Raw genomic sequence first — 16145 nt, forward strand, 5'->3', positions numbered from 1 at the left:
CGCTCACCGTGCCGGAGCGCAATCCCGCCTGCCCGAGCTCCGCATTTCAGCAAATGAGCCGCAATCTCGAAGGGCCGCTTTTGCGTTCCGGGCGAGGGCGGATCTGCCGATTCTTCGAAAACTCGTGGAGTCAAAGTGTCTGTGAAAATCGTCTTCTGACAGCGTACAAAGTTCCTGAAGGGAAAGACGGAGATGCGGCAGAGGACGCAGGGCTTCCAATCGCATCGGAAACGGTTCGTGATTCCAGGGGCAGACCTCCTGGCAGATGTCGCAGCCGGCAACCCAGCCGTTTAGTCGCTGAGCGATCGGTTCAGGAATCTCGCCGTTTCGATTCTCGACCGTCTGGTAGGAGATGCAGCGGTCGGATCGAAGTTGATACGGCGCTTCCAACGCTTGGGTCGGACAGGCGTCCAGACAACGCGTACACGTCCCGCACCGGTTGAGCGCCGGCGCGTCCGTCGGAAGATCGAGCGTCGACAGAAGTTCACCCAAATAAAGATAAGAGCCGGTCTCTTCACTCATCAGGCAGGTGTTCTTGCCGATCCATCCGATTCCCGCCCGCTCGGCCAGGCTTCGTTCGAGAATCGGCCCGGTATCCACGTACGTCCGATATCGAAACGGCGCATCGACTTGTTCTGACAGCCAAGCGGCGAGCTGTTCCAATTTTTCAAGAACGACCTTGTGATAATCGAGTCCCCAAGCATAACGAGCGAACTTGGCGTTTGTAGGTTGGTGGTTGCTTTGCGGCGCATATGAAATGGCGCCGACAATTACGGTCCGGACGCCGGGCAGGACTCGCTGAAGGTCCCTCCGTTTTTCGACTCGGGAAGGTTCGGTCAGATACCAAAGATCGCCTGCGCCGCCTCGTTCTATCCAGTCGAGGTAACGGCGAAAGTCCGCGGGAGGGTCCGCCGTTGTGATGCCAATGCGGTCAAAGCCGATGGAAAGGCCGTATTCCTTTAAAGTTTCGGCCCCGGAGCGTTTCACGGGAACGAGAATGTCGTGGCCGGATTCATTCAGCAAGTCCAGGGCAATTACGCTTGCGAAAAAGTTGCGGAGTCCTAAAACCTTCTTGCGGACGGAACTCTGGTTTCTGGGTGGAATACTCTATAATTTCAAGCATATTATATGCGAGTAGCTTGTCTGTTTCTTGCAAAAGAAACCAAAACCTTCGGATGGACCAGGGGTACCCAGATGAAGAGAACGTAAAGGCGACTCGGATTATGACTAAACGAGTACATTGCCGGATTCTTATAGCCGGACTCGGCCTGATTTTTTCGGGATGTTCTCTCTCGTCTTCTTCCAACAGAGACTCAGAACTTACGAATGGTGCGGCTTCGACCGACAACCATTCTCGATTCCCTGTCAATGCGGCCAGCGTCCACGCTTCGACGACATGCAACGACTGCCACGGGAACTTTGACACTTTTTTACAGTTTTCATGTATCGATTGCCACGAGCATGAACAGCTTTCGACAACGTCCAAACACTCGGGGATTTCCGGATTCACATACGATAGCAATGCTTGTTACAGCTGCCACCCCGACGGTACCTCCGCGGCCATCAACCACGAAACGTTTTTTCCGATTAGTGCGGGTACCATACATGCGGGAATCGATTGCTCCACCTGTCACTTGGATGCCACCAAACGATCGGTTCTCGGATGCGCGACCGAAGTGTGCCATCCAAAGGCAACGACGGACGGAGATCATACGGCGATATCGGGCTATTCGTATGATGGCTCATCCTGCTACGGATGCCACCCAAAAGGCACGGCCGACGCCTCGTCCACAGTCAATCACGCTCTGATTTTTCCCATCGCGCCTGGAACAACGCACGTTGTGGCGAGTTGTTCGAACTGCCACGTCGATCCGGCGAATCGTCAAGTTGTTGCATGTGTGGATTGCCACATGTCGGATGGTTCGACGGAACATAGCAAGCCCGAAACCGACCTCCAACACGTGAATCCGAATATCCTGCTTTCGGTTAAAGACTATGCTTTCTTGACGCCGGATTGCCTCGACTGTCATCCCGATTCGAACGTCGCGCGAGTAAGCACCCATCTCCCTTTTGAAATTCAGAAAACTTCCGCCAGCAAACCCGGAAGCACGCCCAAGCACTACAATCGAGAATGCCGGAAGTGCCATAACAGCAGCCAGGCAAGCAAACCGTTCGAAGCGACCGATTTTAATGTTTACTCTTGTCTCCCTTGCCACAATAGCGGCCATACCCAAAGCTATAACAATGTCGCCGCCACCTGCACTCAGTCAGGTTGTCACGAAACCGGATGGAGGCCCTAATTGTTTGGAGCGCTGTCGTTGATCCAGGTTCGAATTTGATCGATCCTAGAATTCGCGAGACCGGATGTATTCCTCGGCATCACCTCCCCCTCGTCCGGCTCGAGAGTAGAGTCCAACTTTTGAACGAGAAAACTGTTGACCGGATCTCCCGGAACGACACGGACCTTTCCACGAGCCGCGGCATTTACTTGCTGAGCCGGGACATTGATCAACTGAGCGTACGAAACCGCTGCGGACGTAAGATCCAGCCCGCCACCCGCGGAGGAATCGTGGCAGGTCGACTGGGTACAAGATGGAGTGAAGATTTCGGATTGGATCGTGGAAAAAGTCACAGGTTCGGTGGGTGTCGGAGTCGGAGTGGGGGTGGATCCGTCGTTCGAATCCGAACAACTGCTCACCAGCAAAATGCAGACGACCCGAGAGAGTGTGACTCTCACGTCAACAATGATGGACTAACCGAGAAACCGTCGCAATAATTGATGGGCACCATGCGGACGTTCCCACTTTCTTTCTTGGTTTTGGCACTCTTTCTTCCAAATTCAGCGAGAACGGAGCCGAGGACCGTCACCGTCAACAATTTGCCGGTATTCGCCGAACCCAATTCCAAAAGCGAAGTGTTGCTACGATTGCAGAAGAACCAGATGGTGGATCGTCTCGAGACTCGAGGCCCCTGGTCCAGAATCAGGGTGAATTTTGGAGGTATGAAATTCGAAGCGTGGGTCCCGACTAAGGCATTAATTTCCGGCCAGAAAGAGAATATTCAAGACCAAAAGACAATTTTCACACCCAAAAGGACGCGAAAGGCCATCGAAGCAAGGGTGGTCTATGTAACGATTCATGAAGCCTATATCGATGTCGGGAGCTTGGACGGCGTCGTGACGGGAGTTGAGTTGAGAGCCCTTTCGGGTCGCGCCGCGCCCGCACCGTGCCGTGTGTCCCAAGTGTCCGACCGTTCCGCTATGTGTGTCGGTTTTCTTCCTCGTGTTGGCGATCGCCTTCAGGGGTGGGGGGAAGTCCCCATTCCGGAAACCGTGGAACGCTCCACAACGCTCCCCATCGAAAGCTCGGAGGAAATCCGGCGGAGAAACCAAATCAGTTCGGCGGTTTTTCAAAAAATCACGTACGTCCACAGGGAAGTGCTGGCGGGAAAGTTCGTTCCGATCCCGGTCAGTGGGTCGGTAGGCCACGACACCTGGTATTCGACCGGCTCAACGTCTTATCAACGGGAGCAGGCGAACATTTCGGTCTTTAGCGCTTCTCTCGGCAAAGGCTGGGACGCATCCGTGGATCTGTCCACGTGGTTCTGGAGCCAACGGCCGGATACGCGTCGCTTCCGCCCGGGCGATTCGGTTCAGCTTTATTTGTGGCAAGCGTTGGTCGAGCATCGACCGACGACGGATCCGTTCCGTGTCGCCGCCGGCCGGATGCGGCCGTACGCGCTACCCGGAATAGTCATGTTTGACGGGATCCAGAGTGGATATCGGATTCACCGTGGAGCTGAAGTGGGAATCTACGGAGGATTACTTCCCGATATCACCACGCTTTATCCACAAAAGAACCCTTGGCTCGCTGGCGCCTACTATCAACAGGATATCGTCATGACCAAGGACCTCCTTGTGAAAGAGGATTTTCGTGTCGGTCTTGCGAAGTCGGACGATTTCGGCAATCGCGTGGAACTGCAAACGTTATGGACCGCCTCATGGAAACGCTGGGTCGATTTTGGAGTCGACGCAAAGGCCGGTCTAACTGGCGGGGATCTTGGCGGACCGACATTCGATGCGTTACGGGTCGACATCGGCTTTCGTCCGATCGATCCGCTCCGTATATTGTTGGACGGCCGTCTCTTGCAACGGCAAACCGTCGAGGTGGGTGCGCCGGTCGCTGAAGGCTCACGGCACACAGACGGGACCATTTTATACGATCTTTATTCGTGGATGACCCTGGGACTGATGGGTGGGTACGCGAGTGAGAAAGGAGGGGATTCGCTCGATCGTTATTATGCAGGGCCGGAAGGCCGTTTTTCCAACGTGATGGGATCAAGAAGCCAGGTTACGCTCGGGGTTCAGGAAGAATTTGGGTGGCTGCGTGGAAGAATGTTCTATCTCTCCCCTCAAAAAGAATTTACGAAGGAATTTCGTTGGATGGGCCGCGCCTCGTATTCCCAGGAAGCGGAAGCGGATCAAGTTACGGACGAATGGGGTGCCTACTCGGCATTCGATCTCTCTCTGCTTTCGTGGCTTTCCGGCCGCATTTACGCCGACCTTCGGGATGGCAGCGGACCGTTCGGTGTCATCGCCGGTCTCGAATTCTCCGGCCGACTTTAGATTCAATAAATTCAATTGTTAGCGTGGTGGCAGGAATAACATTTCTGATCCTTATATTGATATCCCGCCACGCTTTTATGTTTGTCGTCCATTTTCGATTGAGAATGCGCGCTCGTATGGCAATTTCCGCAGAAAAACGTCCCGGTTGAACAGGCTCCTGAGACGGTGATACCCGCCAGTGAGCTATGGCATTCAAGACAAGCAAATTTCGAGTGCGGACCGCGCGTGATTGGGAAGCAACTGTTGTGCCCCGGGAACGTGGCCGGCCTCCATCGCGTGGGGTGGTGGCAGTCGCGGCAATTCGTTCCAAAACCAAACGCCACATGGTCAAGACTGCGGGAGGCGGTAGCTAAGTAGTCCGTCTGGTGGCAGGCGTAACATTCAAGCGCCGCGCGCGAGAATGTTTTTTCACGCTTTTCCATATGACATTCCTCACACGGAATTAGTGCGTGCCGGCCGGTGAGAGGGAAATTGGTTCTTCGGTGCGCTTCGGGCCCGAAGTTGCCAATCCAGCTGTTCTCATCATGGCATTTCTCGCAGTTCATTCCGAGCTGGCCGGCATGAATATCCTGATGACACGCACGGCACGTCTGATCAATGCGTTTTTCGTAGGCACCGCTTTCATGACATCGCCGGCACAAAACGGCCTGATGTTTCCCTTTGAGGAGAAAACCGGTTTTCGAATGATTGAACGCGGCGAATTCCCAGGCCGAAGAGCTATGGCATTTTTCGCACGGTTCAACCGAAGAAGTCTGCGCGAGCGCGCGCGAACCCATGAGTCCAAGACAGAGAACAAGATATTTAAACGTGGTCCTCACGGGAGAAAATCCTTGAACGCTCCCTTATGCGGATCGACATGACATCCCTCGCAAATCCGCGGGAACGGTTTGTATTTAACCGCTCTTACATTCGTGGCGACGGTCACGGAGAAGTGACACTTCTCGCATTTAACAGACGAATGTTTTCCTTCTAGGGCAAACGTCGTGAAACGCTTGTCGTTATGATCAAAGAGAAGTTTCTTCTTAAAATCCTCAGTCGTGTGGCAGCGTTCGCAAACTCCCGCGGAAGAAGTTTGCGCCTTGAATTGCCCCAAATGAACGTCGCGGTGGCAGGTTTCACACGCGAACGCGATGGGCCGATATCTCGCTCCCTGCTTTTCGGAGGGATGGCAACCGGCGCAGGCGATCTTTGCATGCTTTCCGGTCAACGGATAGCGGCTGTCCCGATTGTGGTCGAATCGGAGCTCTTTAAACGAGGTCACTTGATGGCATTGATCGCACCGTTTTACCGGATTGGTTTGAAAGAATTGTCCTTTGTGCGGATCGACGTGACAGGTTTCGCAAACTTGTAACGATTTTGTGTAATGGAACAGGGCAAGGCTTACCTTCAGTGGCCGGCCTTGGTTCTTTAGGGACCTTTTTGCGGTCTCAGGAACCATTCGAGCCAATTCTTTCTTTTGAGCGTGGCAAAGAGGACACGCGATCGCTCGATGTCCACCTTCCAACGGATATCGCGTTCTCATATGATCCGGTAGATCGAATTCCACCGGCAAAAAGGAATTTACGTTGTGGCAATCGCTGCAATCTTTCCAGAGAGCAGCTGTGAGCTGGCCCACATGGGCATCGATATGACAATCCGAACATCTTTCAAACTTGAGCCCCTTGAATTTCGCCGGCGTCTTTCCGAAGGGGCCGTGGCACGAGCGACATTCGACCGACGCGTGCGCGCCGCGCAACGGGAAACGAGTTTTCTCGTGAAACTCTCGCCCTTTCACCTTTTTATTGATCAGTTCGTGCCAGTCGTTTGGCGTGTGGCAGGTTTCACAAGTCTTGCCGAATTTTCCTTCATGCACGTCCCGGTGGCAGCTCTCGCAACTGGAAAACGGCATTCCATTCAGTTCTAAGAATTGTTTCCGAAGCGGTGTGGGAAAGGACTTCGCCGGCGTTGTCGTGTCCTTTTGCCATGGATGGCATTTTTCGCAAGGGACGGGCCGATGCTTGCCCACTAGAGGGAACCGGGTCGTCCGGTGGTTGAATTTCTGGGCTTTCTTCCATTCATTTTCGTCGTGACAGCTCTCGCATGTGGCGGACAGTTGGCCTCGATGCTCATCGAAATGACACGAAGCACAGGCCGTAGTCAGACCGAGATAGGTTTCCTTCCCGGGATTTTTGGCAAGGATCTCCCTCACGATCGAATCTTTAATTCGCCGGATATCGTGGCACCCGGCGCACGGAACCTTCGCGTGCCCTCCTCGAAGCGAATATCCGGTATCTTCATGGCTGAAATTCTCTTTTCCTTTTTCCCAATGAATCAATTTGAACGTGCGTCCCGCATGGTCGGGATGGCACTTTCCACATCGGTCGGCGACCTGGTCTAACCGCCCGTGGTAGCCCTTTGTCTGGCGGATTCTTTCTTGCAGCTCGGTATGGCAGGTCAGGCATTCGCCGCCCACGACCTGTTTTCCCTCTTGGTGGCATTTCAGGCAGTTCCCCTCTCCTTCGACAAACGCGTGCGGTTGGGCCAAAGGACCCGGCGAGATGAGGTTGAACTCCGCAAAAGTTTTTGTCGGCAACAATCCGAATACGATTAGAAAGAGAAGCGCGTATCGCCAGTTTAGAAAATCCACCGATACCCCAACCGTGTTGAAGTATAAATATGAAGCGCGATCACGACCACGAGAAAAACCGCCAATACGACGTGAATGGCTCGCCACCACGAGAGGAATCCCTTAACTTTGCGAAAGAAGAACTGCTGGCGCCGCATTTTGGAGAGGCGCCGAACCGTATTCTTGAAATCGTTGAATGCCAGCCTGTCGGCAAATAGGCGTCGGCAGGAATGGAGATGTCTCCGCAAGGTGAGATTTTCGAACGGTCCGGAGACAAGCGTTCCGAAAAACGAGGCTGACGCGGGAATAGGCGCGGTAGCTGATTGCAGGAGTTCGTGGACGAGTTTGGGTTTCCCCATTTGCTCCAAGTAGGGATTGAGGTGGTTTGCGAGCTGCTCCATCCTCGATCGAAGTTCGGCAGCTTCCAAATATCTTCCGCCCTCCACCGGAATCAGGCCATAGATGAATCGACCGACGATTCCCGAGCTGACCACCAGGAGTACGGAGACATAGGAAAGCGTGGCCACCATGTTGTTGGATTGAAACGCCGCGTGAAACAAAATCACGATCGGGCTCATTAAGCCGACAAACATGTGAAACGTCAGCCAGTTCCGGATCGATTTCTTTCCCTTCATCCATCGCGCATGTTTGCGAATGGGATAGAGAAAATTAGAAAGCATGACGAGCGTGGCGACGATACCGACTCCATGCCCCCAGTTTCCTCCGGGTCGCAACGATTCATGGAGCGGAGAGCGGACCCTCTCCGCGATCGGGAGGCGATAGTAGTTCAACCCGACGTAGGTGAGATACCCGACAATGAGAATGCCGAAGACGGTTAGGCCGACGATCATTGACCGCCTCTTCTTCTCTTCCAAGACCACTTCTTGGGTGACCCGCGAAAGATCGAGCGAGGAGCCGGACGGTCTTCGCGCCGTCGGTATTCGCTCGGTTCCGAAATATCGCTTGATTTCGATTCCCAATTGCTTGAGGTACTCGGTGGGGACAATCCCTCCCGCCTGGACGATCACGAAATCGTTGGGAAGCTCGACCGAAGATCCCCGGACATCCAATGTGACCGCTTTCGGGCGGACCGCTTTCACATTGGAACTCATCAATGCGCGGATTTTTCCTCGCGCGATCAAGGCATCCATCTTTTCTTTGTTCGCCGGCCGACAGCGCCCGAACGCTGGACCGCGGTACGAGACGGATACCTTCGCGCTCGATTGTTCGGCCAACATGATCGCGCACTCGAGCGCCGAATCTCCTCCTCCGACCACGAGAACGTTCGCCCCGTTGTATTGTTCCGGGTCGATGAGGCGGTAGGTCACTTTTTCAAGCTCCTCGCCAGGCACATCCAACTTGCGCGGCGTGCCCATTCGGCCGATGGCCAGCACCACCTTTCGTGCCCGAAGAGCCCCTTTGTTCGTGACGACCTTAAAGGCTCCGTCCTGACCTTGAATGCCGGTCACCGCGATGCCGGTATGGGCCTGAACCTCGCCGGCACGCAATGCCTTATTCCAAGTCGAGAGCAAATCTTCTTTTGAAATTTCCGGCCGGCCAAACCATCCCAAGTAGGGAAGTTTCACCTTTTCCGTCATGACCAACTTCTGGCGGGGATAATTCGCGATCGTGCCTCCGAATTTTTCTTCCTTTTCCAGAAGTCGGAACTTGAGCCCCGCTTCCTTGCACGCCAGTGCCGTCGCCATTCCGGCTGGGCCGGCCCCGATGATGGCCACGTCCGTCGTACCTTCCTCGTTCGACCGACCCAGGATCTTCTTGAAATGCGCTGCAACCTGTAATCCTTGGGTGATGGCGTTCTTGATAAGTCCCATTCCACCCAATTCACCGACGACATGAACGCCGGCCCGACTGGTTTCGAAGAATTGGTCGATTTCCGGAAGGTCCACGCCGCGTTCGCTCGAACCAAAGACCAGGCGGATCGCGTCCACGGGGCATTCGAGTTCGCAGCGCCCGTGGCCGATGCAGTTGGACGCTTCAATGAGAGCGGCTTTTCCTTCGACGATTCCCAGGATGTCTCCCTCGGGGCAGACTTTGATGCAAGATAGGCTGCCGATGCACGTGTTCGGATCGATCACCGGATGGAGGGTAGGGGCGATGTGCAACTGTTGCCGGACCGATTCTTCATATGTCTGCGTGTCGCGCTTTTGGCGTACCATTCTCCGAGCCACAAACCAGAGCATTCCCGCCGCAACGGTTATGGTAGAAGCAAAAAGTATCGCTTCATGGCTGACGCCCAGAAATTCTTCCATCGATCGCCGTACCGGATTCTACACGTCCGACCTGCGAATGCCCTCAGATCATGCGGAGTTGTAACAGCGTTGAGGCTTCGCAAACCTCGGACGAATCTTTTCCACGGTACGCAAAAAGTTTCCCGACCAAAAGGGTCTTGTGATGCTTGAATTCGATCAAGAAGGATTTGACGCCATGGACCAGCGGACCTTAAGTACCATCATCGGAAAGTTCGACGGGGCCCCGTGGGCCTCGACACGCCTTCTTCCTCGATCAGCGGGGAAAGCGATACCGCTGGATTCCATCGGGGGAATCTATGTTTCGAACGGCTTGTCAATCGTGGCTTCAAGGAGTAAGCAATTCGAGGTTATGAGATGATGCGAAACGCGTAAGCGCAAAACTTCCGACGTATCAACATCCTTAGGTAAGGGAGGTACCGGCGTGCATTCGCCGACAACAACATACGTGTGCGCAGGGATTTTGGCGCTTTTCGCTGGAACCGCGCAGGCGGAAGTATTCCGGAGCGCACCTCTGAACGGTGGAAAGTTTTCGCTTGGGATGGAACCTGAAATTGCATTCAACGGCGACACGGACGCTTCGTTTTTCCTTCATGGTGGCTTTGGCGTCGGCCGCGGATATGGACTTCACGTAAAGATCGGGTTCGGACGCAGCCAGTTTAACGACGACGACGTCTATTTCGGGGGAATGCTCGATATTCCTCTCGTCCGGGACGGGCGAGGATATCCCGGCCTCTATGTCGCCGTGGGGGGAAGCACGCTGGGAGAGGGGGCGATCGATAGTCATTTGATCGTTCACAATGACTTCGGGAGAGTCACGCTCTACGGCGGGATCGACGACGCCGTGGTGTTCGTCGACAACCCGAGCGGCAACGATGTCGCTTTTCCGGTGGAGGTGGTGTTTGGGGCGGAGTTTACGGTAAGCGGACCCTTCCATCTCCTTCTGGAAGGCGGGATCGATCTTCACGACAGCGCGAACTTTATCAGCGGCGGGATGAAATTCTATTTTCCGTGAGAGGCTCCTTGCCCGGCCTACGAAGGCGGTGTGAGCTTTTTCAATTGAATCTGCAGGCCGTACACGGTCGCGAAGTCGGTCATGAGTTCCTGCGCTCGCTTCTCGACGCCCGATTTCAATTCCGGACTCAACAGGTCGCGTCGAACCTCAATCTTCACCGCCTCCAGAATCTTATTTCGGTCGCCGGGTGTAAGGCGACGCAAAAAGGTGTCTTCCTCTTGAAGAAAGTGGAAGTCGAGGTCGATCGACAAGATTTCCGGCTCCGGCAGCTTTGCCTCTACCTTTTTTGACGCCAAATCGGAGATGATTTCGGCCTTTTCAAGATTGTAGCCAATTTGGGCAGTACCCTTGGTGGCGATGACGCTTCGCTGTCCGGTCCACGGGACCGGGAGCTGTTGGATTTTCAAATTTTCTCTGCGGACTTCGTAAATTTGCGAAACCCGCGCTTCAATGACACCGAGTTTTAGAATGTTTTTGACTTGTTGGACGGCATCCAATCTGGCGACCTGTGGCTCCCTCGGCGTCCGGGAGGGGAGACGTAGGTATAACGCGACGCTGAGGGCGGCGACCACGCCGCACAGAAAAAACAAGGCATTTAGCTTTGCAGAGCCGGCGGGAGTCATGCAGCCGATTATCCTATCGCTTCCGGGTGCGATCCGGAAATGAAAGGGGGGATATTCCAACCTGCGGTGGGTGCTAGCCATGAAGGTCACACGGCGTCGGATACGCCCGCACAAAGGCTCCGTACGGGTCGTGGAGCAGGCGAAGCGGAGGGCTTTGATGAAAGACCCGGGTCCGGAATTCGACGGAGAGATGTTGACGACACACGAACGCTCGGGCATGAATCCGTCGTGAGCTTTTAACGGGGAACTATCCGGAGTCAATCGCTCTGGCTGACTTCAATGGGGACCAAGAAATTGATTTCGCCACCGCGGATCGAGGCGATAACATCGTATCTGTTCTTCTCGCGCGCTACGAATAGATAACTATGGACCTAAGCCCTCTTCGCCTCAAAGCTACCATCGCTTCCCCTGGAGCGAAATCGACCGAACTCGACTGGTTCGGGGGGGAAGAAGATCAGATCGTTCTCGCCCCTCTCTTCACCTTGAGCGAAGGGAACGGCGGAAAGGTGACCTTCTCCCTTCCGCAGGACTTTGAGCTCGAGCATTTAACCCGGGATCTTTCAGTCCCGGTGACCGTCGAGCAGAGCGAGATCACCGGGCTCGTCCTCCGCATTGAGGAATTTGAACTCTCCGAACAAAACCGATGGACCCAGCTTCTCAAACATCTGCAAGAGCGCATGGGGCAAATGGCGCGCGTTCATCCGCGTGTTATGGCCCCGGAATTCAATATCGGCGTTTGGTTAACGGGAAAAAACAGCGGAAAGGGGAAGATGTTCGACATCAGCCTCGGCGGTATGCGCGTGGTTTCCGATCTTACCGTTAGCGCGGGAGAAAAGATCGAGTTTCGATTTGAAATCCTCGAATCGCTCGATTGGGCCTCATTCGCGCAGGGGCTCTCGTGGAACGGAATCGTGAAAAGCACGCAGCCGCGCGGGTTCAGCATCGAGTTTTCCGAAAATCCGCCCTTCCGAGAATCGATGAAAAAACTGGTCGACGCTCTCACGAAGCGCCGAATGCGGCGCCTCACCTATCCACGCTATAACATCCACGAGTTTAATATCGAGGGCGTCGTGCAGCCCCTTCTCGAGAAAGTTCGACTCAAGGATATTAGCGTCTCGGGAAGTTACGTCCTCACGGAAAACATTTTGCCGATTGATTCCGCTGTTCTTCTCCAAATTCAAAAATCCCATCAGTTCAAAAGCTTGAACGAAGGTTTCGATTTCCATGGCCGTGTCGCGCGGATTACACCCGACGGGATGATCGTCGCCTTTATGGATATGCAGAAAGGGGACCAAGCACGGCTATCGGCGTGGACCGCGGAAGTCGCCGCGAAATTCCGCAAAGAGTCCGCTCCCAGGGAAGAAGGTCCGGCGCCGAAGTATACGCTTTCCGTGTCGTACGGAAGCGATCTCTTGTTCATCCGTGAATACCTCTACAACTTGAGCTCCGGCGGTCTTTTCATGCCGGGGGTTCCTCCCATCGACAAGGGGGAAGTGATTCGATTCGTTCTCGATCTTTCGGGAACATCGTTGGCCGAGAAAATTCCCAACCCCCCCAGTTTTCTCGGGACCGTGGTTCGGGCCACCGACACAGGCATCAGTGTTCAATTCTTGGACCCGGATAAAATTCGCGCGGAACTCGAAACCGTCATGGTCGATGTTCTGCGAAATCAGCAGCCACCGGATCGCACGAGCGCCGCCGAGCAAATTGCGGATGACATGTTACAGGACCTGGAACCTCAGTCTTCGCATCCCGTTCCGTTCCTCTCTCCCACTTCCGCCATTATCATGACGACCATTTCGATTATATTTATCGGTCTTACGATTCTCTACTATCGGCGAACACCACAGCCGATCGTTGTGGATCTGGACAGCCTCGCCGCGGGGCGGAAATCAACTGCGCCATCCGCCCCTTCGGAAACGGCGGCTGAAGCGGGGGCCGAGCATCCCGAAGAGGTTATGTTGATCGATGGGCCGTTCATGTTCCCCGTAAGGATAGCGGACATCGACGACGTTACGTATGACCCTAAGACAGGAGTGCGCGTTAAACTCAAGCAGGGTGCAGACATACCCGGCGAAGGATTGGCACCCTACCTTCCACGCGAACTCGCTCAGAAGTTAGGCCGACTCGAGGCTGAAGCGCTCCAGAGAAACGCCTCGCAAGCTGATTTAAATTCAATTTACCTCAAGCACGCCCCACCCCAGAGATGGAAACGATCTCCGGAATCTCCTTCAATTCCCTCGAAACGATAGAGTGTCATCATGGTAATAAAAATGCATTTCGGTCCACAAGGGTTCTCGTTCATCGAACTCCTTGTCGGGATTACGCTTTCGGCGATTCTTGGCGCCTTTGCGTACAAGGTATTTACCAGCACGCTATCGGTCCAAGTCAGTCAAAAAGACCTTTCCACATATCAAGGAACGGCGGCGGAAGCCCTGGAGGGCATTCGACGCGACATCAAGTTCGCGGACATCAGCCTTATAAAATCCGGTTTTCCTTCCATCTCCGTCCTTAATTACTCCACCAGTCCAAATATTCCGTACACTCCAAACCAGCGCCTGAGCGTTTGGTTTCCCGAACGAACCAAAAAGTTATTTACATTGACTCAGCCGTATGACTGGGCCGCGGGATTAAATCCTCTCAGTCCGACCCCTCCTTTTTTGGGTGGCGTGGGCTGGTGCGTGCCGATCTCGCCACTGGTCGATGCGACGGACCTATTTTCCTATGTCCCAGGCACAACTTATCCGAACTGGACAATCCTCTGGGCCCCCGGCTTAAGCCTCAACTACTACAGCAACCTGACGAGCTGCCACACCGATTCTGTGACTGGAAAGACCGATGGGGGAAATATTGTATCGTTGCCTGCTCAGTCACCGAACGACGGGCGAACGCGTTACATCCCCGCAAACGCGCTGATTGGCCGTCAACTCACCAGCCGAGCGGTCGGGTTGGTTTTTCCATTATCCGGAATTGGCGGCCTTGCCCCCGTCGCATCCGATATCGGCTCGATTTACACATACGTGAGTTCGTCCGCGACGTTAGGTGTGGACACCTCCTCCTCCCTCCCGGCCCGGACGTTGAGTTTCACGTTCGATGTCGCCGGGACTGAAAAGGCGAGTCTTACCACGGATAAGGATAAACGAGACGTTACGGCCATCAACATTAACGTCGGAGGGGCCGTGGAAACCCGCACCACCGACGGAAAACGAAAGGTGGTCGACGTTCCGTTTAAGTTCAAAGTGAAATTCGATTCGCGCAGCAATACGGACGCCTTTCCGACCGATACCAACCTCTTGACCCCGAATCTCGCGACCATTTCCGGGCGTGGTGTCGGCCAGCTTGCGGTCGATGACAAAGGAGGGAATGTTTATCTTTACGTGCCGACGGTCGAATGGTCGGCACTCGCCAATCCGATCGAAAGTTCAATCGGTCATATTACGGTGATCGATTCTACGGACGGCTCGGTGAAGAAGGATTGGATTCTGAAATGGAACTCCGTCAGCAACCCAGGAAACCCGCTTAACTTTATTCCCATGAAAGCTACAGTGGCCTCCTCCGGCATCGTCATCGGCGGTTACGCGAGAGACATGGACGCGGGACGAACACGCAGAGCCATTCTTTTTCACATTCCCCGAGAAGGTTTCGATCCAAACAACAAAATCAATTGGAGCGCTACCCCTACGTATCAAGTTCTTGGTGACGAAAACGCGACACAGCCCCCGGCTGTCAATGCCCCCGCTCGCTCCGGACAGCACCTCTATTACATGGCCGATACGAGCAACGTTGCGGTTACCGGTAACACGATCTATTTCGGGAGCTATACAAGAACCGCGGCCATCCTTTTAGATGATTTCTTTAATCGATCCCAGGTCTATCAAACGACGGTCGTTAACCCAACGAGTGCACCGACCGTTTCGGCGACGTATTCGATTATCGACGAATTTCCCGACATGTGGCCGCTCGCGAATTTGAATTATCTGTCCGGAAAACTATTGTCGGCCATGGCCATCAACGCTTCGGGGGACCATCTTTATAAATGTTACGATTGGGATTACCCGACCTGGGCCAATAGTTGGACAGATTTGAAGGGGGCACTCTATTCCGGTAACCCATTGACATCGACGTTTCAAGACGACAAAGGATCGCCCCCCGAATACGCTAAACTGGGGAGCTACGCAGAATTTTACGCTCAGGACGGAACGTGCACCGGAATGGATGTCGACAGCACGAACCGGCTCATTTTTACTAGCAAATTCAATTTTTACGTTTTCTCGCAAAGTCATATCGATGCCATTGTTACCGCTGTTGCGAATGGCACCACTGTCATCACTCGCCTCCTCTCTATGAACCCCGGGGCTGGGGGCGGATGGGCCACGGAATACAATGTGGGGGCGGATAATTTAAGCGAGGAGTCCGGACTCACGAGTTATGTTTTGCGCGGTGTCCAAGGGCTTGGTATCCGGAAACCGACCCCCGTGGGGCAAGCCTACGCTGAACTTTATTATTCTGAGGTTTCGTCTCCCGATCCCGCCGCGACCAGTAAGATCGGCAAATTCACCCACGAACCGATGGGATCGGTCCCCCGTTTTGTGATGGCGCTCGCCCCCGTAAAAACAGCCTCCCTCATGAATCAGGCGGCTCTAACCACGATGAGCCGCCAACCGGACGATCTCGGAATCTACGGCATGTTGATGCCTCCGTCTGGAGTCAGTTCTACAAACGCCCTCAGTCATGAGCCGTTCAATTGCGCGCCGCACGATCCTTATCCACCTTACACGGTAGCTACCGACCCATGGGACGACTGCATACGAAAGAAGCTCGGCGGACAATCACTCTAGCAGCCGTAACGTTGCTCGAGCTGATGGTTTCCCTGACGATCGCGGGAATTATTCTCTGGCTGGGGATTAGTGTCATGACGGGGTACATACCGCGGCAGAAATTGAACTCCCAGGCGCAAAAACTCAGAAATTTCCTCGTGGCAGCGCAGGACCGGGCCAAGAATTCTCAACAG

The 16145-nt window shown here is 54.3% G+C and carries 12 protein-coding genes; 7 read left to right on the plus strand and 5 right to left on the minus strand.

The window, feature by feature from the left end:
- Window positions 1-3: 3 nt before the first annotated feature.
- A complete protein-coding gene (gene queG / locus VI895_01885; GenBank protein HLG18550.1) occupies window positions 4-987 on the minus strand; it encodes a tRNA epoxyqueuosine(34) reductase QueG in 984 nt (327 codons plus the stop codon).
- Between the two features lie 236 nt (window positions 988-1223).
- Between queG and VI895_01890 the strand changes: the two genes are divergently transcribed.
- Window positions 1224-2300 carry a hypothetical protein gene (locus VI895_01890; GenBank protein HLG18551.1) on the plus strand — a complete coding sequence of 359 codons (1077 nt, stop codon included), beginning with the start codon at window positions 1224-1226 and terminating at the stop codon, window positions 2298-2300.
- Here VI895_01890 and VI895_01895 read toward each other — a convergent pair.
- Window positions 2297-2737, minus strand: coding sequence for a hypothetical protein (locus VI895_01895; GenBank protein ID HLG18552.1), 441 nt, complete (start codon window positions 2735-2737; stop codon window positions 2297-2299). The two genes, VI895_01890 and VI895_01895, sit on opposite strands and share 4 nt — an antisense overlap.
- A gap of 264 nt (window positions 2738-3001) precedes the next feature.
- Here VI895_01895 and VI895_01900 point away from each other — a divergent pair, with 264 nt between their 5' ends.
- Window positions 3002-4624: a hypothetical protein gene (locus tag VI895_01900; GenBank protein ID HLG18553.1), complete on the plus strand. Its 1623-nt coding sequence runs from the start codon at window positions 3002-3004 to the stop codon at window positions 4622-4624.
- Between the two features lie 449 nt (window positions 4625-5073).
- A complete protein-coding gene (locus tag VI895_01905) occupies window positions 5074-5484 on the plus strand; it encodes a hypothetical protein (GenBank protein HLG18554.1) in 411 nt (136 codons plus the stop codon).
- On the opposite strand, the gene VI895_01910 is transcribed toward VI895_01905, so the two are convergent.
- The gene (locus VI895_01910) at window positions 5439-7250 is read right to left on the minus strand and encodes a hypothetical protein (GenBank protein HLG18555.1); all 1812 of its coding nucleotides are present in this window, start codon (window positions 7248-7250) and stop codon (window positions 5439-5441) included. The two genes, VI895_01905 and VI895_01910, sit on opposite strands and share 46 nt — an antisense overlap.
- Entirely contained in the window at window positions 7238-9499 is a 2262-nt protein-coding gene (locus tag VI895_01915; GenBank protein HLG18556.1) for an NAD(P)-binding domain-containing protein, read from the minus strand. The genes VI895_01910 and VI895_01915 overlap by 13 nt, the downstream gene beginning before the upstream one ends.
- A gap of 421 nt (window positions 9500-9920) precedes the next feature.
- Here VI895_01915 and VI895_01920 point away from each other — a divergent pair, with 421 nt between their 5' ends.
- Window positions 9921-10511, plus strand: coding sequence for a hypothetical protein (locus tag VI895_01920; protein ID HLG18557.1), 591 nt, complete (start codon window positions 9921-9923; stop codon window positions 10509-10511).
- 17 nt (window positions 10512-10528) lie between these two features.
- Here the strand turns inward: VI895_01920 and VI895_01925 are convergent, their stop codons facing one another.
- Complete coding sequence (locus tag VI895_01925) at window positions 10529-11134, minus strand: DUF4230 domain-containing protein (GenBank protein ID HLG18558.1); 606 nt, start codon at window positions 11132-11134, stop codon at window positions 10529-10531.
- 79 nt (window positions 11135-11213) lie between these two features.
- On the opposite strand from VI895_01925, the gene VI895_01930 reads away from it, so the two are divergent.
- From VI895_01930 to VI895_01940, 3 genes are all read left to right on the plus strand, one after another.
- Complete coding sequence (locus VI895_01930) at window positions 11214-11366, plus strand: hypothetical protein (GenBank protein ID HLG18559.1); 153 nt, start codon at window positions 11214-11216, stop codon at window positions 11364-11366.
- Window positions 11367-11499: 133 nt separating this feature from the next.
- On the plus strand, window positions 11500-13386 hold the full coding sequence (locus VI895_01935; protein ID HLG18560.1) for a PilZ domain-containing protein: 1887 nt from the start codon (window positions 11500-11502) through the stop codon (window positions 13384-13386).
- A gap of 9 nt (window positions 13387-13395) precedes the next feature.
- Complete coding sequence (locus VI895_01940) at window positions 13396-15972, plus strand: type II secretion system protein (GenBank protein HLG18561.1); 2577 nt, start codon at window positions 13396-13398, stop codon at window positions 15970-15972.
- Window positions 15973-16145 lie beyond the last annotated feature (173 nt).

It is taken from the genome of Bdellovibrionota bacterium (assembly GCA_035292885.1).
Taxonomy (GTDB): Bacteria; Bdellovibrionota_G; JALEGL01; order JALEGL01; family DATDPG01; genus DATDPG01.

What these genes read in the sequence shown, in the direction of transcription:
- VI895_01890 (HLG18551.1), top strand. Translation starts at nt 1,224, where the DNA reads ATGACTAAACGAGTACATTGCCGGATTCTTATAGCCGGACTCGGCCTG.
- VI895_01900 (HLG18553.1), top strand. Translation starts at nt 3,002, where the DNA reads ATGAAATTCGAAGCGTGGGTCCCGACTAAGGCATTAATTTCCGGCCAG.
- VI895_01915 (HLG18556.1), bottom strand. Translation starts at nt 9,499, where the DNA reads ATGGAAGAATTTCTGGGCGTCAGCCATGAAGCGATACTTTTTGCTTCT.
- VI895_01925 (HLG18558.1), bottom strand. Translation starts at nt 11,134, where the DNA reads ATGACTCCCGCCGGCTCTGCAAAGCTAAATGCCTTGTTTTTTCTGTGC.
- VI895_01930 (HLG18559.1), top strand. Translation starts at nt 11,214, where the DNA reads ATGAAGGTCACACGGCGTCGGATACGCCCGCACAAAGGCTCCGTACGG.
- VI895_01935 (HLG18560.1), top strand. Translation starts at nt 11,500, where the DNA reads ATGGACCTAAGCCCTCTTCGCCTCAAAGCTACCATCGCTTCCCCTGGA.
- VI895_01940 (HLG18561.1), top strand. Translation starts at nt 13,396, where the DNA reads ATGGTAATAAAAATGCATTTCGGTCCACAAGGGTTCTCGTTCATCGAA.